The organism is Pseudomonas sp. WS 5411 (assembly GCF_012985595.1).
GTDB classification, from domain to species: Bacteria; Pseudomonadota; Gammaproteobacteria; order Pseudomonadales; family Pseudomonadaceae; genus Aquipseudomonas; species Aquipseudomonas shahriarae.
The window spans coordinates 462,103-488,044 of record NZ_JAARMC010000002.1; the positions used below are offsets into that span (position 1 = coordinate 462,103).

The 25,942-nt window shown below is 60.6% G+C and carries 23 protein-coding genes; 15 read left to right on the forward strand and 8 right to left on the reverse strand.

What is annotated here, in order from left to right; genetic code table 11:
* The first annotated feature begins 32 nt into the window (after positions 1-32).
* The 3 genes from fdhD (at position 33) to HBR93_RS05890 (ending at position 3,920) form a co-directional block, all read left to right on the forward strand.
* On the forward strand, positions 33-872 hold the full coding sequence (fdhD, locus tag HBR93_RS05880) for a formate dehydrogenase accessory sulfurtransferase FdhD (RefSeq protein ID WP_169959970.1): 840 nt from the start codon (positions 33-35) through the stop codon (positions 870-872).
* Complete coding sequence (locus HBR93_RS05885; RefSeq protein WP_120731248.1) at positions 869-3,217, forward strand: FdhF/YdeP family oxidoreductase; 2,349 nt, start codon at positions 869-871, stop codon at positions 3,215-3,217. Before fdhD ends, HBR93_RS05885 begins: the two co-directional genes overlap by 4 nt.
* Before the next feature lie 223 nt (positions 3,218-3,440).
* A complete protein-coding gene (locus HBR93_RS05890) occupies positions 3,441-3,920 on the forward strand; it encodes a glycine zipper domain-containing protein (RefSeq protein ID WP_057437072.1) in 480 nt (159 codons plus the stop codon).
* 134 nt (positions 3,921-4,054) lie between these two features.
* Here HBR93_RS05890 and HBR93_RS05895 read toward each other — a convergent pair whose 3' ends face one another.
* From HBR93_RS05895 to HBR93_RS05905, 3 genes are all read right to left on the reverse strand, one after another.
* Positions 4,055-4,486, reverse strand: coding sequence for a thioesterase family protein (locus tag HBR93_RS05895; RefSeq protein WP_057437070.1), 432 nt, complete (start codon positions 4,484-4,486; stop codon positions 4,055-4,057).
* Positions 4,487-4,509: 23 nt separating this feature from the next.
* Positions 4,510-6,447 carry a RecQ family ATP-dependent DNA helicase gene (locus tag HBR93_RS05900; protein WP_169959971.1) on the reverse strand — a complete coding sequence of 646 codons (1,938 nt, stop codon included), beginning with the start codon at positions 6,445-6,447 and terminating at the stop codon, positions 4,510-4,512.
* A 273-nt stretch (positions 6,448-6,720) separates the two neighbouring features.
* Positions 6,721-7,896, reverse strand: coding sequence for a tetratricopeptide repeat protein (locus HBR93_RS05905; protein ID WP_057437068.1), 1,176 nt, complete (start codon positions 7,894-7,896; stop codon positions 6,721-6,723).
* Between the two features lie 292 nt (positions 7,897-8,188).
* On the opposite strand from HBR93_RS05905, the gene HBR93_RS05910 reads away from it, so the two are divergent.
* Both HBR93_RS05910 and HBR93_RS26885 read left to right on the forward strand, forming a co-directional pair.
* The gene (locus tag HBR93_RS05910) at positions 8,189-8,671 is read left to right on the forward strand and encodes a hypothetical protein (RefSeq protein WP_169959972.1); all 483 of its coding nucleotides are present in this window, start codon (positions 8,189-8,191) and stop codon (positions 8,669-8,671) included.
* A gap of 4 nt (positions 8,672-8,675) precedes the next feature.
* Positions 8,676-9,311, forward strand: a complete 636-nt coding sequence (locus HBR93_RS26885; protein WP_233092020.1) for a DUF1493 family protein — start codon at positions 8,676-8,678, stop codon at positions 9,309-9,311.
* Positions 9,312-9,426: 115 nt separating this feature from the next.
* Here the strand turns inward: HBR93_RS26885 and HBR93_RS05920 are convergent, their stop codons facing one another.
* Both HBR93_RS05920 and hslO read right to left on the reverse strand, forming a co-directional pair.
* Positions 9,427-10,968: a phosphoenolpyruvate carboxykinase gene (locus tag HBR93_RS05920; RefSeq protein ID WP_057437065.1), complete on the reverse strand. Its 1,542-nt coding sequence runs from the start codon at positions 10,966-10,968 to the stop codon at positions 9,427-9,429.
* A 179-nt stretch (positions 10,969-11,147) separates the two neighbouring features.
* Positions 11,148-12,050, reverse strand: a complete 903-nt coding sequence (gene hslO, locus HBR93_RS05925) for an Hsp33 family molecular chaperone HslO (RefSeq protein ID WP_057437064.1) — start codon at positions 12,048-12,050, stop codon at positions 11,148-11,150.
* A 126-nt stretch (positions 12,051-12,176) separates the two neighbouring features.
* Between hslO and HBR93_RS05930 the strand changes: the two genes are divergently transcribed.
* On the forward strand, positions 12,177-12,977 hold the full coding sequence (locus HBR93_RS05930; RefSeq protein WP_169959973.1) for a phosphatase PAP2 family protein: 801 nt from the start codon (positions 12,177-12,179) through the stop codon (positions 12,975-12,977).
* A 41-nt stretch (positions 12,978-13,018) separates the two neighbouring features.
* On the opposite strand, the gene HBR93_RS05935 is transcribed toward HBR93_RS05930, so the two are convergent.
* The gene (locus HBR93_RS05935; protein WP_057437060.1) at positions 13,019-13,426 is read right to left on the reverse strand and encodes a S4 domain-containing protein; all 408 of its coding nucleotides are present in this window, start codon (positions 13,424-13,426) and stop codon (positions 13,019-13,021) included.
* A gap of 315 nt (positions 13,427-13,741) precedes the next feature.
* Between HBR93_RS05935 and HBR93_RS05940 the strand changes: the two genes are divergently transcribed.
* Together HBR93_RS05940 and rimK are read left to right on the forward strand one after the other, a co-directional pair.
* Positions 13,742-14,191, forward strand: coding sequence for an ATP-dependent zinc protease (locus HBR93_RS05940; protein ID WP_169960036.1), 450 nt, complete (start codon positions 13,742-13,744; stop codon positions 14,189-14,191).
* Positions 14,188-15,093: a 30S ribosomal protein S6--L-glutamate ligase gene (gene rimK / locus HBR93_RS05945; RefSeq protein WP_057957998.1), complete on the forward strand. Its 906-nt coding sequence runs from the start codon at positions 14,188-14,190 to the stop codon at positions 15,091-15,093. The genes HBR93_RS05940 and rimK overlap by 4 nt, the downstream gene beginning before the upstream one ends.
* A 129-nt stretch (positions 15,094-15,222) precedes the next feature.
* Here the strand turns inward: rimK and HBR93_RS05950 are convergent, their stop codons facing one another.
* Together HBR93_RS05950 and ompR are read right to left on the reverse strand one after the other, a co-directional pair.
* Entirely contained in the window at positions 15,223-16,536 is a 1,314-nt protein-coding gene (locus HBR93_RS05950; protein WP_057437058.1) for an ATP-binding protein, read from the reverse strand.
* 116 nt (positions 16,537-16,652) lie between these two features.
* Positions 16,653-17,393 (reverse strand): two-component system response regulator OmpR, encoded by a 741-nt coding sequence (gene ompR / locus HBR93_RS05955; protein WP_032856582.1) that lies wholly within the window; start codon positions 17,391-17,393, stop codon positions 16,653-16,655.
* 334 nt (positions 17,394-17,727) lie between these two features.
* Between ompR and HBR93_RS05960 the strand changes: the two genes are divergently transcribed.
* The 7 genes from HBR93_RS05960 (at position 17,728) to tauD (ending at position 25,937) form a co-directional block, all read left to right on the forward strand.
* Positions 17,728-20,064 carry a Tex family protein gene (locus HBR93_RS05960; RefSeq protein WP_169959974.1) on the forward strand — a complete coding sequence of 779 codons (2,337 nt, stop codon included), beginning with the start codon at positions 17,728-17,730 and terminating at the stop codon, positions 20,062-20,064.
* Positions 20,064-20,447 carry a PaaI family thioesterase gene (locus tag HBR93_RS05965; protein ID WP_057437056.1) on the forward strand — a complete coding sequence of 128 codons (384 nt, stop codon included), beginning with the start codon at positions 20,064-20,066 and terminating at the stop codon, positions 20,445-20,447. Before HBR93_RS05960 ends, HBR93_RS05965 begins: the two co-directional genes overlap by 1 nt.
* A gap of 215 nt (positions 20,448-20,662) precedes the next feature.
* Complete coding sequence (gshA, locus tag HBR93_RS05970; RefSeq protein ID WP_057437054.1) at positions 20,663-22,246, forward strand: glutamate--cysteine ligase; 1,584 nt, start codon at positions 20,663-20,665, stop codon at positions 22,244-22,246.
* Between the two features lie 244 nt (positions 22,247-22,490).
* Entirely contained in the window at positions 22,491-23,468 is a 978-nt protein-coding gene (tauA, locus tag HBR93_RS05975; protein ID WP_169959975.1) for a taurine ABC transporter substrate-binding protein, read from the forward strand.
* A gap of 16 nt (positions 23,469-23,484) precedes the next feature.
* The gene (tauB, locus tag HBR93_RS05980; protein WP_169959976.1) at positions 23,485-24,264 is read left to right on the forward strand and encodes a taurine ABC transporter ATP-binding subunit; all 780 of its coding nucleotides are present in this window, start codon (positions 23,485-23,487) and stop codon (positions 24,262-24,264) included.
* Positions 24,261-25,088, forward strand: coding sequence for a taurine ABC transporter permease TauC (gene tauC, locus HBR93_RS05985; protein WP_057957994.1), 828 nt, complete (start codon positions 24,261-24,263; stop codon positions 25,086-25,088). The genes tauB and tauC overlap by 4 nt, the downstream gene beginning before the upstream one ends.
* Before the next feature lie 12 nt (positions 25,089-25,100).
* The gene (tauD, locus tag HBR93_RS05990) at positions 25,101-25,937 is read left to right on the forward strand and encodes a taurine dioxygenase (RefSeq protein WP_128593826.1); all 837 of its coding nucleotides are present in this window, start codon (positions 25,101-25,103) and stop codon (positions 25,935-25,937) included.
* Positions 25,938-25,942 lie beyond the last annotated feature (5 nt).

Consider the following 25,942-nt stretch of genomic DNA (forward strand, 5'->3'; position numbering starts at 1 on the left):
CACTCTGAACACTTCGCCGGTGACTAGACTTGATGAACGCCCAGCGCCCAGCGTGCGCGGCGCCTGCCCTGACAACGCCCGCGCCTGCCGCCAGCCAGAGTTATCAATATTGCAGCCTCGACCACACGGAACCGGCCAGCACCGCGCTGGCCGAGGAAGTTGCGTTGGCGATTGCCTACAACGACATCAGCCAGGCCGTGATGCTGGTGACGCCCACCGATCTTGAAGACTTTATCGTCGGCTTCAGCCTGGGCAGCGGCATCATCAGCGACATCAGCGATATCTATGACCTGCAACTGAGCGGCGCAGGCTCGGCCCAGTACGCCCAGGTGCAGATCTGCAGCCGCGCCTTCTGGAACCTCAAGCAACAGCGCCGGCAACTGGCCGGCACCAGCGGCTGCGGCCTGTGTGGCGTGGAAGCCGTGGAGCAGGCGTTGCCGGACCTGCAGGTTTTGCCGGGCGCACCGCTGCCGCCTGCCGCCTGGCTCGAGGGCTTGCGCCAGCGCATCAGCGCCTTCCAGCCGTTGGGCCAATACAGTGGCGCGGTGCATGCGGCGGTGTTCATGAATAACCAGGGCGAACTGCTGCTGGGCCGCGAAGATATCGGCCGGCATAACGCCCTCGACAAACTGATCGGCGCCCTGGTGCGCCAGCGCATCCCGACCGAAGGCGGCGTGGCGATTGTCACCAGCCGTTGCAGCCTCGAATTGATCCAGAAAGTCCTGCGCGCGGGCATCCAGACCCTGGTCAGCCTGTCGTCACCCACCGGCCTGGCCCTGCAATGGGCGCGCCGGCACAACCTCAATCTTATCCACCTGCCGCAAAAAAGCGCGCCGCGGGTCTACAGCCCTGCGATGGAGTACCAGCCATGAGCAATCATCACCAAGCCGACCAAACCCCGACCCCGCGCTACAAGCCCTACAAAGGCCCGGCGGGCGGCTGGGGCGCGCTGATCAGCGTGGCACAGGCGTGGCTGACCAGCGATAACGCGCTGAAAAACCTGCGCATGATGCTCAAGACCAACCAGAACGGCGGCTTCGACTGCCCGGGTTGCGCCTGGGGTGACTCGCCGGAAAGCGGCATGGTCAAGTTCTGCGAGAACGGCGCCAAGGCGGTCAACTGGGAAGCCACCAAGCGCCGGGTGGATGCGGCGTTCTTCGCCAAGCACAGCGTCAGCTCCCTGCTGGAGCAAAGCGATTACTGGCTCGAATACCAGGGCCGCCTGACCGAGCCGATGAGCTATGACGCCGAGACCGACCGCTACAAGCCAATCAGCTGGGAGTCGGCCTTCGACCTGATCGGCAAGCACCTGCAAGCCCTGCCAAGCCCGGACATGGCCGAGTTCTACACCTCGGGCCGCGCCAGCAATGAAGCGGCATACTTGTATCAGCTGTTCGTGCGCACCTATGGCACCAACAACTTCCCGGACTGCTCGAACATGTGCCACGAAGCCAGCGGCGTAGCCCTGGCGCAAAGTGTGGGGGTCGGCAAAGGCACCGTGACGTTTGACGACTTCGAACACGCTGACGCGATTTTTGTCTGGGGCCAGAACCCCGGCACCAACCACCCACGCATGCTTGAACCGCTGCGCGAAGCAGTGAAACGCGGCGCCCAGGTGGTGTGTATCAACCCGCTCAAAGAGCGTGGCCTGGAACGCTTCCAGCACCCGCAACACCCACTGGAAATGCTCACCAACGGTGATAAACCGACCAACACCGCGTATTTCCGTCCGGCGCTGGGGGGCGACATGGCCATCCTGCGCGGCATGGCCAAGTTCCTGCTGCTGTGGGAGCGCCAGGCCCAGGCCGAAGGCAAAGAGGCAGTGTTCGACCACGACTTCCTCAATGAACACACGGTCAATGTGCTGGATTACCTGGCCAAGATCGACGACACCTCCTGGGATGAAATCGTCGAACAGTCCGGCCTGAGCCTGGTGGAGATCGAGCAAGCGGCGCGCATGTACGCCAAAGGCAAGAACGTGATCATGTGCTGGGCGATGGGCATCACCCAGCATCGGCATTCGGTGCCGACCATCCAGGAAATCGCCAACCTGATGCTGCTGCGCGGCAACATCGGCCGCCCAGGTGCCGGCCTGTGCCCGGTGCGTGGCCATAGCAACGTGCAGGGCGATCGCACCATGGGCATCAACGAACGGCCGCCCGTGGCCTTCCTGGATGCCCTGGAGCGTCGTTTCCAGTTCAAGGTGCCCCGTGACAACGGGCATAACGTGGTCGAAGCCATTCACGCCATGCTCGAGGGCCGCGCCAAGGTGTTTATCGGCCTGGGCGGCAACTTCGCCCAAGCCACGCCTGACAGCCCCCGCACCTTCCAGGCCTTGAGCAACTGCGACCTGACCGTGCAGATCAGCACCAAGCTCAATCGCAGCCACTTGGCCCACGGTAAACAGGCTTTGATCCTGCCGTGCCTGGGTCGTACCGACATTGATATCCAGGCCGATGGCCCGCAAGCGGTGACGGTGGAAGACTCGTTCAGCATGGTGCACGCCTCCAACGGCCAATTGCAGCCGCTGTCGAAGCTGATGAAGTCGGAACCGGCCATTGTCGCCGGCATCGCCGCCGCCACCCTGGGCAGCAAACCGGTGGACTGGAACTGGCTGGTGGCCGACTACCGCCGCATCCGCGACTTGATCGCCGACACCATTCCCGGCTTCAAGGACTTCAATGAGCGCGTGCAGCACCCAGGCGGTTTCTACCTGGGCAACAGCGCAGGCGCCCGCCGCTGGAACACGCCGTCAGGTCGCGCCAACTTCCGCGCCAACATCCTGCCCAAGGACCTGGTGCATGAACGCACCCGCGCCACTGGCCAGTTACCCGACCTGATCATGCAATCCATGCGCTCCCATGATCAGTACAACACCACTATCTACGGCCTGGATGACCGCTATCGTGGGGTCAAGGGCCAGCGCGACGTGTTGTTTGTCAACGAAGCCGACATCATCCGCCTGGGCTTCAAGCCGGGGCAGAAGGCCGATATCGTGTCGATCTGGGACGATGGCCGTGAACGCCGGGTCAAGGGCTTTACCTTGCTGGCGTTCGATATTCCGGCGGGGCAGGCGGCGGCCTATTACCCGGAGGTCAACCCGCTGGTGCCGTTGGAAAGCACTGGGGATGGTAGCCATACGCCTACTTCCAAGTTCGTGGCGATTCGCCTGGAAGCGGCCAGCGACAATGGTCTGATCATGGCCCGGACCGCCTGATCGTCTCCATGTCTGGGAACGATTTTTACGGGCACAAAAAAGGCCGCTTTTGTATAAAAGCGGCCTTCCCGAAGTAGCTAAAGACCGGCAAAAACGACTTAAGTTCCCTAGATAAAACAGCAACTTAGCTAATTGTATACAACCTGCACCACTGGTCGGAATTCGATTGTAAGAATATTCCGACAACCTCAGGATCGCGCCGTCATCCCCTTGAGGTTCACCTATGAAGTTCTCCTCGATTCTCTTGTTGTCCCTTGGCCTGGTCAGTGGCGCAGCCATGGCCGGTGGCACCACCGAAGCCGGTGTAGGCGGCGCATTGGGCGGGGTTTTAGGTTCGGTCGTCGGCCAGCAGATCGGCGGCAATACCGGTTCGGCCATTGGTGCGGCCCTGGGCGGCGCCGGCGGTAGCGCAGTGGGCGCAGACAAACGCAGCCGTGGCGAAGCAGCCATTGGCGGCGCACTGGGCGCAGCAGGCGGCAACGTGGTCGGGCGCAGTGTCGGCGGTAGCACCGGCAGCCTGATCGGCGCGGCAGCCGGCGGTGGCGCGGGCGGCGCGCTGGGTAACTATATGGGCAATAAGAGCGATGACGACGACCGTCGCTATCGCGGGCGTGATAACCGCCGCTATGACCGTGATGATCATCGTGGCCGTGGGCATGCTTATGGCCATCGCAAGAACAAGCATCACTACCGTCACCGGTAAACACAGCAAACTCAATGTGGGAGCTGGCTTGCCTGCGCTAGCGCAATGCCAGCAACCAATAGGTGGCCTGACACTGCGCTAGCGCGGGCAAGCCCGGCTCCCACATTAGCTCTTCATTGTTTCGCAGGCCGCCGTCAGACCGCCAGGTGTTGCAGTGCTTCGCGCAGTACCTGTGGAATCGTCACCGGCTGGTTAGTCGCCCGATCCACAAACACATGCACAAACCGCCCCGCCGCACAGGCCTCATCTTCGCCGGCCTTGAACACCGCCAATTCGTACTGCACTGAACTGTTGCCCAATTTGCCCACCCGCAGGCCAATCTCGATACGGTCGGGGAAAGCAATCGAGGCGAAGTAGTCGCACGCCGAACTCACCACAAACCCCACCACTTCGCCGTCATGGATATCCAGCCCGCCCTGTTCAATCAGGTATGTGTTCACTGCCGTGTCGAAGAAGCTGTAGTAGGTGACGTTATTCACATGGCCGTACACATCATTGTCGTGCCAGCGCGTAATGATCGGCTGGAAGTGACGGTAATCGGCACGCTGCGGCATTGAGTCAGGCATGGACAAGTCTCGTTGAAGTGAATTTACAGGTCGTTCAGGTGGGCCTCGGCCCAATCCCGCACCTCGGCATACGGATACTCTTCCAGCACCGCAAACCCTGGAATCCCCCGGGCCTTGAGCTTGGTAAACAGTGGCACGCTGATCCCGCATAAAAACCGCGTCAAGCGCTCGGCCCCTGGCAAGCTGCCGGTGTGTTGATGATGCCTGTGGATAAAATCCCCGCACAGCCCCTGGAAGTTTTTATCCACAAGCGGTGCCAGGCCCGGTGGTGCGGGCAGATGGGCGACCTGTCCAGAACAAACCGAGCAATGCCCACACTGGCGGGGGGCGGCTGCATCGCCAAAATACTCGGCCAACCGAAAGCCCAGGCAACGCTCACTGGCGAACAACGCCAACATCCCATGGATCCGCGCCACTTCCGTGGCTTCGTGCTGCTTGAAGCCTGTGTATAACTCGGCGCTCAAGGCCTGGGGATCAAACCCGGTATCGAGCAGGCTATAGACCTCGGTCATCTGCTTGCTCTCCAGCTCGATCAGGCCCTGCTCCTGGAAATAATCCAGCGCCTTGACCACCCGGCCGCGTTCGGCCTGGTGCTGTTGATAAAGCGCATCAAAGTCCACGGTGGCCCAGCTCCTGGCCCGTTTGCACGCTTGGATAATCGCGGCGACAAACTGCTGCCGCTCACCGGAAAAACGCGCCAGCAATACCTCCGGCTCTACCAGGTACTTGAAGCGATACTCGGCATAAAACGCATAGCGCGGTGCAATCACCCCCTTGAGCTCCAACTGCACCAGCAAAGTCTTGAGCGGTAGCTCGCGGATATTGCTCAGTTCCGCTAACGAGCGCAGCAGAAACTCCCATTGCCCGTCATCACCGGCCGCCAGCAGTTCCTCCAGCACCAGGCGGATGCCTTCCTGCTCCGGCGTATCGCCGTACACAAAGTTCTCCAGCACATTGAGGCTGTCGCGGTTGGCCAGCACCAGGCACTCGGAAGGCTGGCCATCGCGACCGGCACGCCCGATTTCCTGGCTGTAGTTCTCGATGGATTTGGGCAGATCGAAATGCACCACATTGCGGATGTCGCTCTTGTCGATGCCCATGCCGAAGGCAATGGTAGCGACGATGCAATTGGACTGGCCGCCCATGAACCGGCGCTGGATGCCTTCGCGCTTATCATGGGGTAAACCTGCGTGATAGGCCTCGGCCTGGATGCCATGGCGATTCAGGTGCTCGGCGATCTGCTCGGCAGTCTTCTGCAAGGTGACATAGACGATGCTCGGCTGGTTGGCCCGCTCGCCCATCCACTCCGCCAGGCGCCGGCGCTTGTCGGCGCCGCTGACCGGCTCCACCCACAGGTTGAGGTTGGGCCGGTAGAACCCCGTGGTGATCACGTCGGCGGGGGCGATGGCGAACTTGGCCTGCATGTCCGCAATGACCTTGGGCGTGGCGGTGGCCGTCAACAGCAGCGCCTGGGGAATGTTGAACTGGTGTTGGTAGTCGGGGAGTTTCAGGTAGTCCGGGCGGAAGTTGTGGCCCCACTCGGAAATACAGTGCGCCTCGTCCACCACCAGTAGCGAAATCGAAACGCTGTGCAAAAAGTTGCGAAAGCGCTCGTTCTTCAGGCGCTCTACGGAAATCATCAGGATCTTCAATTCGCCGGAGCGAGCGCGGGCCATTACGTCATTGGCCTGCTCACGGCTTTGTGTCGAATCAATGCTGCCGGCCGAAATGCCATGGCGCTGCAAAAAGTCCAGTTGGTCCTGCATCAACGCCAACAACGGCGACACTACCAGTGTCAGGTGCGGCAGCAACACGGCTGAGAGCTGATAACAGAGGGATTTGCCGGAGCCGGTGGGAAAGATCGCCGCCGCCGAGCGGCCGGCCAGCACGGCGCTGACAGCCGCCTCCTGGCCTTGGCGAAACTGTGGATAACCAAAGACCTGCTGGAGGGTGTCGTGCATAAGCTGTCACTCCATTGACCGCTGAACAGGCCTAAAACATAGCCCGGGATTTTCAGCGAATCGAGAAAGGTCGCGTGGAAAAGAGAGACAGGATGATACACAGGCGGCGAGGGTGAAGCCGGTAGCAAACGGCAATCTATAAAACACCCCAAAACAAAAGTGGGAGCGGGCCTGCCCGCGATGGTGGTGCCCCAGTCGATACTGCTGTTGACTGTTACACCGCTATCGCGGGCAAGCCCGCTCCCACATTTTCAGATCTTTGCTACAGCTCAATCAGCGGTTTTGCACACGCTCAATGGCTTTGTCATACACCGGGTTGGCCTTCTGTTCCTTGGCCAACTGATAGTGACGCAGCGCATCGGCAAACTGCCCGGCCGCTTCGTAGATCCGCGCAATGTTGTAGTAGGAACCGGCGCGCACGGTGGCCGCTGTCGGGCCACTGGCCAGGGCGATCGCCTTGCGGTTGGCCCAGATCGACTCGGCGGTGTTACCGGCTTTCTGATAGGCCAGGCCGAGGTTGCCGTAGGCTTTACCGAAGGAATTGTCCAGTTCGATAGCCTGACGGAAGTAGTCGATTGCCTGGTCCAGGTTACCGGCCTGGTAGGCCGCTTCGCCTTTGAGGTTCAGCTTCTTCGCATCGCCCTGTACCGCAGAACTGACCACCACCGCATCCACGGCAACGCTGTCGTTGAGCAGGGGTTTGACTTCGTTGAGCACATCCTTGGCTTCGACCAGCACGCCGGTGAAGGTATTGATGTCCTGGAAGTCGCCGCTGCCGGTCATGCGGAACACGGTCCACAGGTTACCGGTACGGTTGGTCGGCACGTAGTAGGTGCGGACCAGGGACTGGCCCATGTACACAAACACCTTGGCCTGGCTCTCGGACAGTGCAGTGGAGCCTGTATTGGTGCGGTTGGAGAAGTCATGCACGGCGTAGACGTAGCTTTCGCCGTAGTGTTTTTTCTGCAGGGTGATGGTTTCCGGGCCGTAGCTGTCGGTGTCATCCACATCCAGCTCGGCATCGGTGCCGGTCTTGCTGTTGAAGTAGATGTTGTTGCCGGGGAAGATCATGTGGGAGTCGAGGTCCGAAGGCGATTGCCCCCAGGTCAGCACTACACGCAGGCCGTCGAGGTTTTCCATCACCGGGCTGATGGCGTATGTCATGCCTTTGCACGGGCACTTCACCACCAGGTTGGAGTAGCCGGGCTTCTTGATGATCAGCAGATTGTCGGCGCCATCGGCAACTTCGCTGGTGAGGGTGACCTGGCCCTGGGCGTTGGTGCGCCCCACCACGTTCTGTGCGCCGTTGCGTTGCAGCAAGACTTCAGCGTCGGCGATTTTCTGGTCCTTGACCACCGCACTGAGCACTTCAATTGGCAACTGCTCGGCCTGGACAGAAAACGCCACCGCACACAATGACATCGCCGAGGCGATACGAAGCAAACCCATGCTTAACTCCCTTTAAGTAGTGGGCGGAATTGCCCTACAAGATTTTGCGGTGAAACATACGCTGAATTCAGGGGTTTTGCCGGGATTTTATACAAAATGTGACGTGGTTTTTATCCCGCCTGCGCCAGGATGCCCGACAGCCAAATTGCCAACATCAGAAGACTCTGTAGGAAATTGCTTGGTCGGGCACCATACGCTTCCCAAACTGCCTCAGGTGCCCACTCAACCCTCTACAGAATCGGCCGAGCCTGACCGAAACTAGCGCCCTCGCAACCTTCTCGGCAAGAAATCCGTGAACCTTGAAAGGACTCAGTACATCGGCCATTACGGCGTCACGTTCAGCGTGATTCGTTTCACTGTTTTCCCTGGCGATCGGCAGGGGCTATCCAGCCTGTATCTGCTAGAAGCAGGCATCTGCGCAAACCAGCTGCGCTATCAACTGATGGATCTCTACGAAAAAATGCTCGCACGTGATTTACCCTGCAAAATGGCCGTCGCGATTTGCAAGCCACTCACTCGGCGACAGGCCGACTTACTCAATGAGCGCGGGACTATTGTTGCAGGACTAATTAGTAGCGCCTTTTCCGCCCCCATAAGCCTGGTATCGCCTCTGGTTGGAGGCGCGGTGGGAGGCACTCTTGGCCTGATAATTAAGGGCGCTATTCGCAGTTACCACGCCGGCGATGTTGTTATCGGCCTAGACGCTCAGGTCAATGGCGGGATCGGCCCTCAGCGCTCATTGTCGGCCTTGGTTCGACAGTTTCAGGGCGGGTAATACGATGACCGAATACGCCCCCTGGATCACTCTCTCCATTCTCGTCGCCCTTACCGCTCTGCTCGACAAGAGAATCAAGTGCTCCATACTCAGAACATGGATTGGGTTCGCTCTCGTCGCTATCGGACCAACGCTTTTGTTCGGCGCAACCCGATGGATTAGAGAGTTACAATTAGACAGCCTTCCGATTCTGTCTTTTCTTATAGGCATCGGTTTGCTGCTCACTCGAAACAAATACCATCAGCAACACCTCCCCCCTCACCCACTCCTGCGTGCTCCCACCATGAACCTGGCCCCCCACTTCCCCGAAGACCCTGTCATGCAGCAGCTCCTGCAATTGCTGCATGAAGAAATCGGCCTGCCCAAGCACAAGACCCTCCGCCTTAAAACCTCGCTTAACTTCGACCTCGGCTGCGACGGCGCCGAAGCCAGGCAATTTATGGAGGCGCTGGAGCAGACATTCGATCTCGACCTGGGTGACTATGATGCTTATCGTTACTTCAACCCGCCGGTCTTCGATGTATTCCTCAAACACCGCGCCAAGGGCCGGGGCGAGAAAATGCCGCTCACCATCGGCATGCTCTACCTGGCGATCAAGACTCATAGCTGGGATACACAGACGCTAGAAAATCTGAGCTAAAGAACACTGAGTGGTTAATGTGGGCCTTTTTGCCGCCCTGCTCTACGCTCATCGAGATTTCCACGCGCACAAAAAAGCCGCCCACTAGGGGCGGCTTTTCAACAGCTAGCGAATCTTACAACTTCGGACCCGCTGCCTTGATCGCGTCGCTCACTTCAAATTTCTTGAAGTTCTCGACGAACAGGCCGGCCAGGGCCTTCGCTGCTTCGTCGTAGGCAGCCTTGTCAGCCCAGGTGTTGCGTGGGTTCAACAGGCCGGTCTCAACGCCCGGTACGGCCAATGGCACGTCGAGGTTGATGGTGTCCAGGTGCTCGGTTTGCGCACCGATCAACGCGCCGCTCTGGATCGCTGCGATCACCGCACGGGTGGTCGGGATGTTGAAGCGTTTGCCGACGCCGTAGCCACCGCCGGTCCAACCGGTGTTGACCAGGTAGACCTTGGAGCCGAAGCCACGGATGCGCTTGATCAGCAGCTCTGCGTATTCGCCAGCCGGACGCGGGAAGAACGGTGCGCCGAAGCAGGTGGAGAAGGTCGATTTGATGCCGCTGCCCGACCCCATTTCAGTCGAGCCCACCAGTGCGGTGTAACCAGACAGGAAGTGGTAGGCCGCTTGTTCTTCATTGAGGATCGACACCGGTGGCAGTACGCCAGTCAGGTCGCAGGTCAGGAAGATCACCGCGTTTGGCTCGCCGCCCAGGTTCTTCTCGGAACGCTTGGCAACGTGCTCCAGCGGGTACGCCGCGCGGCTGTTCTGGGTCAGGCTGACGTTGGTGTAGTCGGCGTGCTTGGCATCGTCGATCACCACGTTTTCCAGGACGGCGCCGTGCTTGATGGCTTTCCAGATGACCGGCTCGTTCTTCTCCGACAGGTCGATGCACTTGGCATAGCAACCGCCTTCGATGTTGAACACCACGCCTTCGCCCCAACCGTGTTCGTCGTCACCGATCAGGTAGCGGCTTTCGTCGGCGGACAGGGTGGTCTTGCCAGTGCCGGAAAGGCCGAAGAACAAGGTCACGTCGCCTTCTTCACCGATGTTGGCAGCGCAGTGCATTGGCAGCACGTCAGCGGCCGGCAGCAGGAAGTTCTGCACCGAGAACATGGCTTTTTTCATCTCGCCGGCGTAACGCATGCCAGCAATCAGGACTTTTTTCTGGGCGAAGTTGAGGATCACGCAACCATCGGAATTGGTGCCGTCACGCTCAGGCACACATTCAAAGTTGGCAACGTTGAGCACTTGCCACTCTTCACGCCCGGCCGGGTTGTACTGGGCCGGGTTGATGAACAGGCAACGACCGAACAGGTTCTGCCAGGCAGTCTGAGTGGTCATTTTCACGGCCAGGTAGTGTTCTTCGGCAGAACCTACATGCACGTGGGAAACGAAATGCTCTTGCGCGTTGTTGAAAGCCTCGACGCGAGCCCACAGGGCATCGAACTTGTCGGCCGGGAACTTGCGGTTGATCGGGCCCCAGGCAATAGCGGCCTGGGTGGATGGCTCTTCAACGATGAAACGGTCGACCGGCGAACGACCGGTACGGTGACCGGTTTCTACGACCAGCGCGCCAGTATCGGCAAGCACGCCTTCACCGCGCTGCAGGGCTTCTTTGACCAGATCGTCAACACTCAGATCGGTGTATACGGCGTTATTGGCTTGCGTCATGAGGTTCCCCGTCGGCCTATGGCCGAGTGCTCCAAACGTTTTGTAGTAGAAAGTTGCGCACTACTACCGCGAAAAAAGTGGGCCGGATTATGCCAGAAAAGCCCAAAAAAAGTAGGGCCCTCCCGTCAGAACACCTCTAATCCGGCGTTTGTCAGGTGATTTACCTGTGCTTAAACGTTTTAGTGGTGGGTACCAGAAGGGGTGTCAACGCCAGCGCCAGCGAACAATTGGGCGATATCGGCAGCGTCGAACAGGTAGCGCTGGTTGCAGAACTGGCAGTCGATCTCGATTCTGCCACCGTGCTCCACCGCCAGATTCTGCGCATCCTCAAGGCCCAGGCTCACCAGGGCATTGCCCGAGCGCTCGCGGGAGCAGCTGCAATGGAAACGCAGCGATTGCGCATCGAACAGGCGCACTTCCTCTTCATGGTATAGGCGGTGCAGGATGGTTTCGTTGTCCAGGCCCAGCAGCTCTTCAGCGGTCAGGGTACCCGCCAGGGCAGTGAGGCCACGCCAGCTTTCCTCGCGCTCATCCTCGTCCTTGATACGGTCCGCCGGCAGCTGTTGCAACAGCAGGCCACGGGCGCGCTTGCCGTCCGCATTGAGCCAGAAACGGGTGCCCACTTGCTGGGACATGACGAAATAGTTGGTGAAGCAGTCGGACAGGGTTTCCCCGTCCAGATCGACAATGCCCTGGTAACGCTGGCCAACGGTCGGGTCGATGGTCAACGCCAGCACGCCGTTGGGCATCAGGTCGGCCAGGGTCGCGTCCGCCGGGATCTGGTCTGCGTCATAACGTGCCAGGCCACGGATTTCCCGCTCACTGGAGCACTCGATCATCAGCATCGGCACCGGGCCTTCGGAGCGCGCCTGGAGGATCAGCAAGCCATCGAACTTCATGGTGCCCACCAGCAGCGACGCGGCGGCCATCAGTTCGCCAAGCAACTGCGCGACCGGCTCCGGATAGGGGTGCTTGGCAAGGACTTCGGCATAGCTGCGCTCCAGGGCAACCAGCTCGCCACGAGCGTCGTTGTCGTCAAAGAGGAAACGTTGGGTGAAGTCGGTATCCGGTAGATCAGTCATAGGTCTGGGTATCTGAATTGATGACAAAGTGATGACAATGTTTCTAAAATTATGCGCTTTAGCACCAATTTGGTGCGCTTTTCTTCTGATAGGTGAAGAGAGTTTAGAGCGAAGAGGAAACAGTTTATGAACAATCCGGGTTTGTTCCAAGCCAAGTGGAACCTCGGGCGATTGGCCCTGTGCAATTTACTCGCTCTGGGGCTGCTGTGTTTTTGGCTATGGCCCGCAGGCCAGATGCTTTGCGTGATATTCGACGAATGGCTGTTTCATCTGCTCAACGACCCGCTGGCCAGCAACCCGACCTGGCTGCATGTATGGGCGATCGCCAGCCTGCGGCCATTTGATGCGGTGGTCGGGGTGATCCTGCTGATGCTGCTGATTCGCGGCGAATGGGTGTTCAAGGCGATTGAAGTGCGCCAGGCGTTTTTCGGTTTCCTCGCGATTCTGCTGTTACTGCTGTTTATCCGCATGCTGTTTTCCAAGCTCGCGGCGCAGATGGGCTGGCAGCACAATAGCCCGTCGATGGTGATCAGTGGAGCGATCCATATGAGCGACTATTTCCCGAACCTGGAAAAAACCTGGGAATTGAAAGACCGTTCCAGCCAGAGTTTCCCCGGTGATCATGCTTCAGTGTTGCTGATCTGGGGGATGTTCATGAGCGTGTTTGCCAAGCGGATCGGCCAGGTGGTGCTGATCTGGGGCCTGGCACTGCTGTTTATGATGCCGCGCCTGGTGGCAGGTGCTCACTGGGGGCAGGACGACTACATCGGTGGCGTACTGCTGGCGCTGTTAGCGCTGGGTTGGGGTTATTACACACCGTTTGCGGCGAAGGTCTCGGCTTGGCTGCTACGCATAACCGAACCGCTATTCCGGCTGCTCCAACGGGTACCCGCGATCAATCGCCTGAGCGTGATCCGCAACGCCTGAGCCCAGGTGCAGGAGCCTGATCGGCTCCTGCACGTAACCCCTCAATCATCATTGCCGCTGCCGCGAAACTTGAACAGGTCGCGGCGCTGTTTCTTGCTCGGTTTGCCGTCGGTACTCATACCCAAGGCTCCAGCCTTGCGCATGGCCGCCGCATTCTCGCGCTTGGCAATACTGGCGGGGGTCTCGGTGTACAGCGCCTGGGCTTCAGGCGCGCCTCGGCGGACGATGGAGAGCGCCTCCACCAACACGGTTTTCTCATCAAAGCCGATGCGAATCTGCAACTCGTCGCCAACACGCGGCTCCTTGCCCGGCTTGCAGCGCTCGCCTCGGCAATGCACCTTGCCGCTCTCGATGGCGGCCTTGGCCAAGGCCCGGGTCTTGTAGAAACGTGCGGCCCACAGCCACTTGTCCAAACGGACTTTTTCGTCCTCTTCCTGCTTTTGAGCCACTTGAATTCCTCGCTCTGAAAAATGTCGCAACTTAACAGTCGAATCCCTTCGACGCACAAACGCCAAGGCTCACCTAAGATACGCCAGGTGTCAGGCAGTTTCCCTTCAGCCGTGGTTTTTTATGGTGTGAAGATATCTGTCGCCATTTGGTGAATATTCTGCGTGAATACCGCGAATTCGGCGCCAAGCGCTCGTCAACGGTCCTGGGTTGTCACAATCCGTGAGCTATTGGACGCTAGTGTCGTATGACGTAGAAACTTCCCTGATTGCCGGTTGTTCATATTGAAGACATTTGACCATTTGACCGTTGTCGGTCTGCGTGAATGGGTGGCGCTTCCCGATTTGGGTGTGGCGGGCCTGCGCGCAAAGATCGACACCGGCGCCAGTACCTCCAGCCTGCATGCCACCGAGATCGAGCCTTTTGAGCGTGACGGTGAAAAATGGCTGCGCTTTACGGCGCACCTGGGCAGCGTGGTGCAACTGCGTCACCGGCGCTGCGAAGCACCGCTGGTGGCCATGAAAACCATTAAAAGCTCCAACGGCCAGGCGCAGGTGCGCTACGTCATCAGCACCACCCTGGCCCTGGGTGATCGGGTATGGAGGGTGGAGTTCACCCTGGCTTGCCGCAAAACCATGCGTTACCGCCTGTTGCTAGGTTCCAAAGCCCTGATCGACGGCCAGTTAGTGGTCAACCCGGGGCTCAAGTACGTTCAAGACAAGCCGGTGTTCCCGGTCTCCACTATTGCTGCCACAGGTGTTGCATGAAGATCGCTGTGCTGTCGCGTAACCCGCGTCTGTATTCCACCCGCCGTCTGGTCGAGGCCGGCACCGAACGGGGCCATGAGATGGTGGTGATCGATACGTTGCGCGCCTATATGAACATTGCCAGTCATAAGCCGCAGATCCACTACCGGGGCAAACCACTGGAAGGCTTCGACGCGGTGATCCCGCGTATCGGGGCCTCGGTGACGTTCTACGGCTGCGCGGTCCTGCGCCAGTTTGAAATGATGGGGGTGTTTCCGCTCAACGAATCGGTGGCCATTGCCCGCTCCCGGGACAAGCTGCGCTCCCTGCAATTGCTGTCGCGCCGGGGCATCGGCTTGCCCGTGACTGGTTTTGCCCATTCCCCCGATGACATTCCCGACCTGATCGAGATGGTCAACGGTGCGCCATTGGTGATCAAGGTGCTGGAAGGCACCCAGGGCATTGGCGTGGTGCTGTGTGAAACCGCCACGGCGGCAGAGTCGGTGATCGAAGCGTTCATGGGCCTCAAGCAGAACATCATGGTCCAGGAATACATCAAGGAAGCCGGCGGGGCCGATATCCGTTGCTTCGTGGTGGGGGACAAGGTGATTGCCGCGATGAAGCGCCAGGCCAAGCCGGGGGAGTTTCGCTCCAACCTGCATCGGGGTGGCAGCGCCAGCCTGATCAAGATCACCCCGGAAGAACGCATGACCGCCCTGCGCGCAGCCAAGGTCATGGGCTTGAGTGTGGCGGGCGTGGATATCCTGCGCTCGAACCACGGGCCACTGGTGATGGAAGTCAACTCGTCACCAGGCCTGGAAGGAATTGAGACCACCACCAACAAGGATGTGGCGGGGATCATCATTCAGCATCTGGAGAAGAACAGCGGGCCGAATCTGACCCGGACCAAGGGCAAGGGCTGAAATACGCCCTTTAGGGCAGCACAAACCAGTGTGGGAGCTGGCTTGCCTGCGATGACTGACTAACATTCAACATCACTGTTAGTTTTTTTCGCAGGCAAACCAGCTCCCACATTTGATTTTCGTCGTGGCTTAGACCGCATCCCTTGGCAACATCAGCCCCAACGGCAAGCGCACCCGCGCTTCCAGCCCGCCATCGGCACGGTTGCGCAGTTCAACATTGCCGCCATGCATCGAGGCAATCCGCCGCACAATCGCCAGGCCCAGGCCGGTGCCTTTGCCACCACGGGCGCGGTCGCCACGGGTGAAGGGGTTGAAAATGCCCTCCAGCTCCGCCGGATCAATCCCGGCGCCACGGTCCATGACACTCAGCACCACATAAGGCGCGTTGGTGTCACCAGACACATAGGCGGCGACTTCCACCTCGGTGCCCGCATGATGCAAGGCGTTGCCGATCAGGTTGTTCAACAGGCGCTTCATCGAGACCCGGCGCAACGCAAAGGGCTGGATCGGCTCCAGGCGCATGTGTACCTGCTCACCATTCTGGTTATAGGGCGCCACGACCTCGCGGACCAGGTCGGTCAGGTCCACTTCTTCCACCACCTCATCGCGACCATCGCGGATAAACGCCAGGAACTGGTCGAGAATCGCGTCCATGTCTTCGATATCACGGACCATGTCATCGGTCAGGTCGGTGTGGTTGCCCATCAGTTCCAGGGACAGGCGCAAGCGTGTCAGCGGCGTGCGCAGGTCGTGGGACACCCCGGCCAGCATCAGCTCACGCTCGCGACCGGCCTGTTCGACATCCTCGGCCATCTGGTTGAACGCGCTATAGACCTCGGTCATTTCGCTGGGCGTATCGCTGATCGGCAGGCGCACGCTGCGCCCCTGCCCCAGTTGCCTGGCGGCGAACACCAGGCGCTTGAGCGGCTGGTTGAGCTGGCGCACGAAAATCCAGGCCGACGCGGTGGAAAGCAGGCCAATAGCCAGGAACCAGCCAAGTACGTTCCAGATCTTCTGCCCCCGCAGCGGGTGCGGATACAGCGGAACCTTGATCCATGCATCGCCCAGGCTCGGCGCGCGCACCCAGAGGGCGGGTGATACATGCATGCGCAAGCGCACCTCGGTGTCTTCACCCAGTTCGGCCTGCATCTGGCGCTGGTAGATCTCGCTGTAAGGCCAATGCTGCTCGCCTTCCGGCACGCCAGCCCCATCCACGCGGGTCAACGTCGACGCCTTGGCGACTTTTTCGCGGTTCTCGGGATCCACAGCCCAGTAGCCACGCAATGTCAGCGCAACACCATGGCTGTACTGCCGGTCCACCAGCACGTCTTCGTTCATCAACAGATAAACGAGGGTCAGCGCCTTGGAAAACAGCACGACGATCAGCACCAGCCAAAGGGTGCGGGAGAAGAAACTTTGGGGGAACCACAGCGGGGTTTTCATAGAAGACAGCTAGACACCTGGCAAGAGCGAGCCACGCTCGCAGAATTGCAGACGCCGGGCATCCGGCCGACCCCTTGGGATCGAACTCCGGAATACCCGCATGTGCAAATCATCGATTACTTGGTTGCCGTGCCATCCGGCACAAACACGTAACCCACGCCCCACACTGTCTGGATATAACGCGGCTTGGACGGATCCGGCTCGATCATCCGGCGCAGACGGGAAATCTGCACATCGATGGAGCGCTCCAGGGCGTCCCATTCACGACCACGGGCCAGGTTCATCAGCTTGTCACGGGTCAGCGGTTGGCGAGCGTTCATCACCAGCGCCTTGAGCACCGCGAATTCGCCCGTGGTGAGCATGTGGACTTCTTCGCCACGCTTGAGCTCACGGGTAGCCAGCGACAGTTCGTAGTCACCAAAGGTCACGCTTTCATCTTCGCTGCCTGGCGCGCCCGGTACGGGAGCCGCCTGGCGACGCAATACGGCCTTGACCCGCGCCATCAGCTCGTCGGGGTTGAATGGCTTGGCCAGGTAGTCGTCGGCGCCCAGTTCCAGGCCCTTGATACGGCTCAGCTCATCGCCCTTGGCGGTCAGCATGATGATCGGGATCTGGTTGTTGGTGCTGCGCAGGCGCTTGCAGGCGGTCAGGCCGTCTTCGCCGGGCAACATCAGGTCGAGCACGACCAGGTTGAAGACTTCGCGCCCGAGCAGGCGGTCCATCTGCTCGGTGTTCGGCACCGCGCGGGCACGGTAGCCCTTGGAGGTGAAGAACCGCTCCAGCAGGCTGCTCAGCCCCGGATCGTCATCAACGATGAGAATTTTTTCGCCTTCAGCAGTTTGTGCAGTGCTGCTCATTGGATGCTCCTCTTATCTGGCGCGCATTATGGCTTAGCTGCCGTTATACGCACGGTACGCATTGTTAGCAGATTTTTCTCCAACCACCAGTGCACCGGCGCCTGGCGCAATCCCCCCAAGAACGGATCGCTGGTTATAATGCCGCGCCTCAGTGCCGGGCAATACCGTGGCCGGCCTGGTGTTTTTTCATCTGCTTGTCGTGACTTTTTCGATTTCGAGGGTCAATAGGCTGCCTCTTGACCCAGGCAGCGGCGCCAGTCGGGCCGCTCAACCAGCCGCGCAGAGCCTTGTTTTCCGGGCCTGCGCACTGCTTTCAAGAATTTCAGGTGGTTTTATGGACAGCATCAACAGCCGCATCGCCGAGGAACTCGGTGTACGCCCCCAACAGGTCGAAGCGGCCGTCGCTCTACTGGATGAAGGCTCCACCGTGCCCTTCATCGCCCGTTACCGTAAAGAAGTGACCGGCAGCCTGGATGATATCCAGCTGCGGCATCTGGAAGAACGCCTGCGCTACCTGCGAGAACTCGACGAACGGCGTGTCAGCATTCTCGCCAGCATCCAGGAGCAGGGCAAGCTGACCCCGCAACTCGAACGCGATATCAAGCTCGCCGACACCAAGACCCGCCTCGAAGACTTGTACCTGCCGTACAAGCAGAAGCGCCGCACCAAGGGCCAGATTGCCCTGGAAGCCGGCCTCGGCGAGCTGGCCGACGGTCTGTTCAACGACCCGTTCCTGACCCCGGAAACCGAAGCCGCGCGCTTTGTCGATGGCGAAAAAGGCGTGGCCGACGTCAAGGCCGCCCTCGAAGGCGCCAAGTACATCCTCATGGAGCGTTTCGCCGAAGACGCCAACCTGCTGGAAAAATTGCGTAACTACCTGAAACAGGAAGCCACCCTCAGCGCCCGTGTGATCGCCGGCAAAGAGGAAGAAGGCGCCAAGTTCCGCGATTACTTCGAGCACGACGAACCACTGAAAAGCATGCCGTCCCACCGCGCCCTCGCCATTTTCCGCGGCCGCAACGAAGGCATTCTCAGCTCCGCGCTGAAGGTCGGCGACGAACTGCCGGGCACCATGCACCCGTGCGAAGGCATGATCGGCCAACAATTCGGCATCCAGAATCAGAATCGTCCTGCGGATAAATGGCTCAGTGAAGTCGTGCGCTGGACCTGGAAGGTCAAGCTCTACACCCACCTGGAAACCGACCTGCTGGGCGAGCTGCGCGACGGCGCCGAGACCGAGGCGATCAACGTATTCGCCCACAACCTGCACGACCTGCTGCTGGCCGCTCCGGCCGGCCCGCGCGCAACCCTGGGCCTGGACCCGGGCCTGCGCACCGGTTGCAAGGTCGCCGTCGTCGACGCCACCGGCAAGCTGCTGGACCACGCCACCGTGTACCCGCACGTGCCGCACAACAAGTGGGACCAGACCATCGCCATCCTCGCCGCCCTGTGCGCCAAGCATGCGGTAGACCTGATTGCCATCGGCAACGGCACCGCCAGCCGCGAAACCGACAAGCTGGCCCTGGAGCTGATCAAAAAATACCCAGGCATGAAAATGACCAAGGTCATGGTCTCCGAGGCGGGCGCTTCGGTGTACTCGGCGTCGGAACTGGCCTCCAAGGAATTCCCGGACCTCGACGTGTCGATCCGTGGCGCGGTGTCCATCGCACGCCGCCTGCAGGATCCACTGGCCGAGCTGGTGAAGATCGACCCTAAATCCATTGGCGTCGGCCAGTACCAGCACGACGTGTCGCAGCTGAAACTGGCGCGCGGCCTGGATGCAGTGGTGGAAGACTGTGTGAACAAGGTCGGCGTCGACGTCAACACTGCCTCGGTCGCCCTGCTGGCGCGGATTTCCGGCCTCAACTCCACCCTGGCGCAGAATATCGTCACCCATCGCGATGAAAACGGCGCGTTCAAGACCCGAGCGGCGCTGAAAAAAGTCGCACGCCTTGGCGAAAAAACCTTCGAACAGGCCGCCGGCTTCCTGCGCGTGATGAACGGTGACAACCCGCTCGACGCCTCGGCAGTCCACCCGGAAGCCTATCCGCTGGTACAGCGCATCGCCGCTGAAACCGACCGCGATATCCGCTCGCTGATCGGCGACGCCGCGTTCCTCAAGCGCCTGGATCCGAAGAAGTACACCGACGAGACCTTCGGTGTGCCGACCATCACCGACATCCTGCAAGAACTGGAAAAACCGGGTCGCGACCCGCGTCCGGAGTTCAAGACCGCCGAGTTCCAGGAAGGCGTCGAAGACCTCAAGGACTTGCAACTGGGGATGATCCTCGAAGGCGTGGTGACCAACGTGACCAACTTCGGCGCATTTGTGGATATCGGTGTGCATCAGGACGGTTTGGTGCATATCTCCGCGCTTTCAGAGAAGTTCATCAAGGATCCGCGTGAAGCGGTGAAGGCCGGGGATGTGGTCAAGGTCAAGGTCATGGAAGTGGATATCCCGCGCAAACGCGTGGGCCTGTCGATGCGCATGAGCGATACCCCCGGCGAGAAAATCGACGGTGCCCGTGGCGCACGCCCGGGTTCAGCACCGCGCCAGTCGCAAAACCGTTCGGAAAACACTGCACCGCGTAAGGAAGCCACCACCGCAGCCCCGGCCAATAACGCCATGGCTTCGCTGTTCGCCAACGCCAAGCAGTTGAAAAAGCGCTGATGGAGCTGCCAGCCGGCTTGACCCACAGCGCCTTCAGCGAGCTGCTCGGCTGCCGTCTGCAACGCCTGGACCAAGGCGTTGCCGAGGTTGCCCTGAGCCTGGAGCCACAATTGCGCAACCGCGCGGGCAAGCTCCATGGCGGGGCGATTTTCAGCCTGGTGGACATTGCCATGGGGCTGGCCTGTTCCAGCTCCCACGGTTTTGACCAGCAGAGCGCGACCATCGAGTGCAAAATCAACTACATCCGTGCCGTGTCCGACGGTGACGTGCTGTGCACCGCCCGGGTCATCCACCCCGGCCGGCGCACGCTGGTGGTCGAGGCCGAGGTGTATCAGGACGAAAGACTCGTCGCAAAAGCACAAGGCACCTTCGCTGTCCTATAGCTCCCTGTCATCAATTTGGGTTAATTTCGGCGCTGCGAAAACAGCGTCGGAATTTTCTTCCTGCGCGATAGCCAAATTCAGGGAATGAAGTCGGCACTTTCAGAGCAGGTTGTTCCGGCTCGAAAACCAGGCGATAACGCCAGTTTTAACTTCACCCTTGTAGACCGTCTTGCCCACCCCCATATTGGGGCGACTGACGCGTGAAGGAATCCAACTTGAGCGAACTTCTCAACCGCCGCCTAGCTCTGCTCGGCAAGCGCGAACACCTCTCTTTGCTTGAGCACTGCCTGCACGGCATCGAGCGAGAATGCCTGCGTGTCACCGGCGAAGGCCGCCTGGCTCAAACGCCGCATCCAGAGGCCCTGGGCGCCGCATTGACCCATGAGTCGATTACCACCGACTATTCCGAGTCGCTGCTGGAGTTCATCACGCCGGCACTGCCCAACCCGGCAGATACCCTGCGCAGCCTCGACAAAATTCATCGTTTTGCCTACAGCAAGCTCGGCAACGAGTACCTGTGGAGTCCATCGATGCCGTGCCCGTTGCCGGCCGAGGAAGATATTCCGATTGCCTACTACGGCACCTCCAATATCGGACAGCTCAAATACGTGTATCGCAAGGGCCTGGCCCTGCGCTACGGCAAGACCATGCAGTGCATCGCCGGTATCCACTACAACTTCTCCCTGCCGGAAGAGCTGTGGCCGCTGCTCAAGGAAGCCGAAGGCTTCGTGGGCACCGACCGTGACTACCAGTCCACGGCCTATATCGCGCTGATCCGTAACTTCCGCCGCTACAGCTGGCTGCTGATGTACCTGTTCGGTGCCTCGCCAGCCCTGGATGCGGGTTTCCTGCGCGGGCGTTCCCACCAGCTGGAACAGTTCGATGCCGACACCCTGTACCTGCCCTATGCCACCAGCCTGCGCATGAGCGATCTGGGTTACCAGAGCAACGCCCAGGCCGGCCTGACCCCTTGCTATAACGATCTGGCCAGCTACACCGACAGCCTGCGCGAAGCGGTGGCAACGCCCTACGCGCCCTACGTCGAAGTCGGCACCCATAAGGATGGTGAGTGGGTACAGCTCAACACCAACATCCTGCAGATCGAAAACGAGTACTACTCCAACATCCGCCCCAAACGCGTGACCTACACCGGCGAACGGCCGATCCAGGCGCTGATGGCCCGTGGCATCCAGTACATCGAAGTGCGCTGCCTGGACATCAACCCGTTCCTGCCGATGGGCATCGACCTGCCGGAGTCGCGCTTCCTCGACGCGTTCCTGCTGTACTGCGCGTTGGACGACAGCCCGCTGTTCGAAAACAACGAGTGCGGCAATGCCACGTCGAACTTCCTCAGTGTGGTCAAGGAAGGCCGGCGGCCGGGGCTGCAATTGCAGCGTCGCGGCCAGGCGGTGGAAATGAAGGAATGGGCCGCCGAACTGCTGGAGAAAATCGCCCCGCTGGCTGCCCTGCTGGACCAGAGCCAGGGCATCAGCGAACACAGCCAGGCACTGGATGCCCAGTTGGCGAAGATCCAGGATTCGTCCCTGACCCCGTCGGCCCAAGTGTTGGCCGCGATGCAGGAGCACAAGGAAAGCTTTGCGCAGTTCTCCCTGCGTCAGAGCGAAGTGCATGCCGAGTACTTCCGTAGCGAGCCGTTGCCGGCAGACGAGCAGGCGCGTTTTGAAGAGCTGGCGCGTACATCGCTGGCGCAACAGGCGGAGCTGGAGCAGAACGAAGTGGGCGATTTCGACGTGTTTGTCGGGGCGTACCAGGCGAGCATCCTGGCGATCAGTAACTGACGCCATCCGATGCCCCCAGTGGGAGCTGGCTTACCTGCGATGAGGCCGTCACATCCAAATAAGATGTCGGCTGTTACACCGCTATCGCAGGCAAGCCAGCTCCCCCATTAATTTCATGGCCCTGAAGCTCTGTTTGCACTTTTCTCCTCATAAGCTAATTCGAAAAGGTTATTTATTTTCGGATTCTTAGATCATTTAGTCTCCTCACACGCCAACGTCTGGCCGCCTGATGAGGAGCTTCTCCATGCTACGACCTTCCCCTTTACGCCTCCTGGCGGCCCTGTCCCTGGCCGGCGCCAGCCTGTTTGCCCAGGCGGCCGACGTGACCATCGCCTACCAGACCACCGTTGACCCGGCCAAAGTCGCCCAGGCCGACGGCGCTTATGAAAAAGCCACGAACGCCACTATCGACTGGCGCAAATTCGACAATGGCGCCGATATCATCGCCGCCATCGCGTCCGGCGATGTGCAGATCGGCTACCTCGGCTCCAGCCCGCTGACCGCAGCCATCACCCGCAAAGTGCCGGTGCAGACCTTCCTCGTCGCCACCCAGATCGGTGGCGCCGAAGCCCTGGTGGCGCGCAACGGTTCCGGGATCAACAGCCCGCAGGACCTGATCGGCAAGAAAATCGCCGTGCCGTTTGTTTCCACCGGCCACTACAGCCTGTTGGCCGCGCTCAAGCACTGGAACATCGACCCGTCGAAAGTCACCGTACTCAACCTCGCCCCGCCGGCCATCATCGCCGCCTGGAAGCGTGGCGATATCGACGCCACTTATGTCTGGGATCCGGCCCTGGGTGTGGCCAAGGAAAACGGCAAGGTGTTGATCACCTCGGGCGAACTGGCCAAGTTCGGCGCTCCGACCTTCGATGCCTGGATCGTGCGTAAGGACTTTGCCGAGAAGCACCCGGAAATTGTCAGCGCCTTTGCCAAAGTCACCCTTGATGCCTACGCCCAATACCGTAAAGACCCACAAGCCTGGCTGGCCGATAAGGGCAACGTCGACAAACTGGTGAAGCTCTCCGGCGCCAAGGCCAGTGATATCCCGCTGCTGCTGCAAGGCAACGTCTACCCACTGGCCGCCGACCAAGTGACGCTACTTGGCGCCCCGACCACCAAGGCCGTGACCGATACCGCCGCGTTCCTCAAGGAACAAGGCAAGGTCGAGGCCGTGCTGCCGGACTACGCCCCTTACGCCAGCGCCAAGTTCATCACTAACTGATCAGGAGTTCATCGCGATGGCCTTGCTACAGCTGGAGCGCATCAGCGCACAGTACCCAGGCGCAACCACGCCCGTGCTGGCGGATATTTCCCTGACCCTCGGCCCCCAGCAATTGCTGGTGGCCCTCGGCCCTTCCGGCAGTGGCAAGACTTCGCTGTTGAACCTGATTGCCGGCTTCGTCGAACCCAGCGCCGGACGCATCACCCTCGATGGCGTGCCCGTGCAAGGCCCGAGTGCCGAGCGTGGCGTGGTATTCCAGGACGACGCCCTGCTGCCCTGGCAAGACGTGCTGGCCAATGTCGGCTTCGGCCTGGAGCTGGCCGGTGTGCCCAAGGCCCAGCGGCAGGTCCGCGCCCGGGAAATGCTTGCCCTGGTGGACCTGGCCGGCTTTGACAGCCGGCGCATCTGGCAGCTGTCTGGCGGGCAGAAACAACGCGTCGGCCTGGCCCGCGCCCTGGCTGCCGACCCACGGGTGCTGCTGATGGACGAACCTTTCGGCGCCCTCGATGCCTTCACCCGTGAACAGATGCAGGAGCTGCTGCTGCAAGTCTGGCGGCGCACGGCCAAGCCGGTATTCCTGATCACCCATGACATCGAAGAAGCGGTGTTCCTCGCCACCGACCTGATTCTGCTGGCGCCCAACCCCGGGCAAATCGTCGAGCGCCTGAGCCTGGACTTTGGCCAGCGTTACGCGGCCGGCGAGTCGGCCCGTGCGATCAAGTCCGACCCACGGTTTATCGAAACCCGCGAACACGTGCTGGGCAAAGTGTTCTTGCAACGGCAGGAGTCCGCATGAGCAGTTATGAAATCCCGGCCACCGCCGTCAGCCCAGCCACCCCGGCGCTGCGCCGCAACCTGAGCACACGCTGGATCAGCGGGCTGACCCTGGGTGCGCTGCTGGCGCTGTGGTGGGCCGTGACCGCCAGCGGGCTGATCGAGCCGCTGTTCCTGCCGCCTCCGTCTGCCGTGCTGCAAAAGGGCTGGCTGCTGGCGACAAGCGGCTATATGGACTCCACCCTCTGGCAGCACCTGGGTGCCAGCCTTGGCCGTATCGGCCTGGGCCTGGGCTTTGCAGTGCTGACCGCCGTGCCGATCGGCATTGCCATCGGCGCCAACCGCATCGCCCGCGGCATTCTCGACCCGCTGATCGAGTTTTACAGGCCGATCCCGCCGCTGGCCTACCTGCCCTTGATCGTGATCTGGTGCGGCATCGGTGAGCTGTCCAAGGTGTTGCTGATCTACCTGGCGATCTTCGCCCCGATTGCCATCGCCACCGCCACCGGCGTGCGCACGGTCGACCCGGCCAAATTGCGCGCAGCGCAGTCCCTGGGCGCCACGCGGGCGCAGTTGATCCGCCATGTGATCTTGCCCAGCGCCCTGCCCGATATCCTTACCGGCGTGCGCATCGGCCTGGGTGTCGGTTGGTCGACCCTGGTGGCTGCCGAGTTGATCGCCGCCACCAGCGGCCTGGGGTTCATGGTGCAGTCGGCCGCGCAATTTTTGGTCACCGACGTGGTGGTACTGGGCATCCTGGTGATCGCGCTGATCGCCTTTGCCATGGAAATGGGCCTACGCGCCCTGCAGCGTAAATGGGTGCCTTGGCATGGCCAGGCCCACTAGGAAGAGAACAACATGAGCCACCTGACCGTTACCCCCTTAAGCACCGCCCTGGGCGCCCAGATCAGTGGCGTCGATATCACCCAGGCGCTGAACCTCGAACAGCGCGACGCCATCGAGCGCGCGCTGCTCCAGCATTCGGTGCTGTTCTTTCGCGACCAGCCGATCACCCCGCAGCAGCAAGCGCGCTTCGCGGCGAATTTCGGTGACCTGCACATTCATCCGATCTACCCCAACGTGCCCGAGCAGCCCGAAGTGCTGGTGCTCGACACCGCCGTCACCGACGTGCGCGACAATGCCATCTGGCACACCGACGTGACCTTCCTGCCCACCCCGGCCCTGGGCGCGGTGCTCAGCGCCAAGCTGCTGCCGGCCTTTGGCGGTGACACTTTGTGGGCCAGCGGTATTGCGGCCTACGAGGCACTGTCGGAACCGATGAAGGTTTTTTTGACCGGCCTGACGGCAACCCATGACTTCACCCGCTCGTTCCCTCAGGAACGTTACGGCAACACCGCCCAAGACCTGGCCCGCTGGGAAGAAGCGCGCAAAAAGAACCCGCCCCTGTCCCACCCGGTGATCCGCACCCACCCGGTCAGCGGGCGTAAATCGCTGTTTGTCAGTGAGGGTTTCACCAGCAAGATCAACGAACTGGAGCCGGCCGAAAGCGAAGTCATCCTCAAGCTGTTGTTCGCCCACGCCACTCGCCCGGAATTCACCCTGCGCTGGCGCTGGCAAGCCAACGACGTGGCCTTCTGGGACAACCGCGTGACGCAGCACTACGCCGTGGACGACTATCGGCCACAGCGGCGTGTGATGCATCGGGCGACGATTCTGGGTGATGTGCCGTTCTGATCCGA

Coding starts and splice junctions, on each gene's coding strand:
- HBR93_RS05890 (WP_057437072.1), top strand. CDS start 3,441: ATGAAGTTCTCCTCGATTCTCTTGTTGTCCCTTGGCCTGGTCAGTGGC.
- tauC (WP_057957994.1), top strand. CDS start 24,261: ATGAGCAGTTATGAAATCCCGGCCACCGCCGTCAGCCCAGCCACCCCG.
- rimK (WP_057957998.1), top strand. CDS start 14,188: ATGAAGATCGCTGTGCTGTCGCGTAACCCGCGTCTGTATTCCACCCGC.
- HBR93_RS05905 (WP_057437068.1), bottom strand. CDS start 7,896: ATGGGTTTGCTTCGTATCGCCTCGGCGATGTCATTGTGTGCGGTGGCG.
- HBR93_RS26885 (WP_233092020.1), top strand. CDS start 8,676: ATGACCGAATACGCCCCCTGGATCACTCTCTCCATTCTCGTCGCCCTT.
- HBR93_RS05920 (WP_057437065.1), bottom strand. CDS start 10,968: ATGACGCAAGCCAATAACGCCGTATACACCGATCTGAGTGTTGACGAT.
- HBR93_RS05965 (WP_057437056.1), top strand. CDS start 20,064: ATGGAGCTGCCAGCCGGCTTGACCCACAGCGCCTTCAGCGAGCTGCTC.
- fdhD (WP_169959970.1), top strand. CDS start 33: ATGAACGCCCAGCGCCCAGCGTGCGCGGCGCCTGCCCTGACAACGCCC.
- HBR93_RS05960 (WP_169959974.1), top strand. CDS start 17,728: ATGGACAGCATCAACAGCCGCATCGCCGAGGAACTCGGTGTACGCCCC.
- tauB (WP_169959976.1), top strand. CDS start 23,485: ATGGCCTTGCTACAGCTGGAGCGCATCAGCGCACAGTACCCAGGCGCA.
- HBR93_RS05950 (WP_057437058.1), bottom strand. CDS start 16,536: ATGAAAACCCCGCTGTGGTTCCCCCAAAGTTTCTTCTCCCGCACCCTT.
- HBR93_RS05885 (WP_120731248.1), top strand. CDS start 869: ATGAGCAATCATCACCAAGCCGACCAAACCCCGACCCCGCGCTACAAG.
- HBR93_RS05895 (WP_057437070.1), bottom strand. CDS start 4,486: ATGCCTGACTCAATGCCGCAGCGTGCCGATTACCGTCACTTCCAGCCG.
- HBR93_RS05900 (WP_169959971.1), bottom strand. CDS start 6,447: ATGCACGACACCCTCCAGCAGGTCTTTGGTTATCCACAGTTTCGCCAA.
- tauD (WP_128593826.1), top strand. CDS start 25,101: ATGAGCCACCTGACCGTTACCCCCTTAAGCACCGCCCTGGGCGCCCAG.
- HBR93_RS05930 (WP_169959973.1), top strand. CDS start 12,177: ATGAACAATCCGGGTTTGTTCCAAGCCAAGTGGAACCTCGGGCGATTG.
- ompR (WP_032856582.1), bottom strand. CDS start 17,393: ATGAGCAGCACTGCACAAACTGCTGAAGGCGAAAAAATTCTCATCGTT.
- tauA (WP_169959975.1), top strand. CDS start 22,491: ATGCTACGACCTTCCCCTTTACGCCTCCTGGCGGCCCTGTCCCTGGCC.
- hslO (WP_057437064.1), bottom strand. CDS start 12,050: ATGACTGATCTACCGGATACCGACTTCACCCAACGTTTCCTCTTTGAC.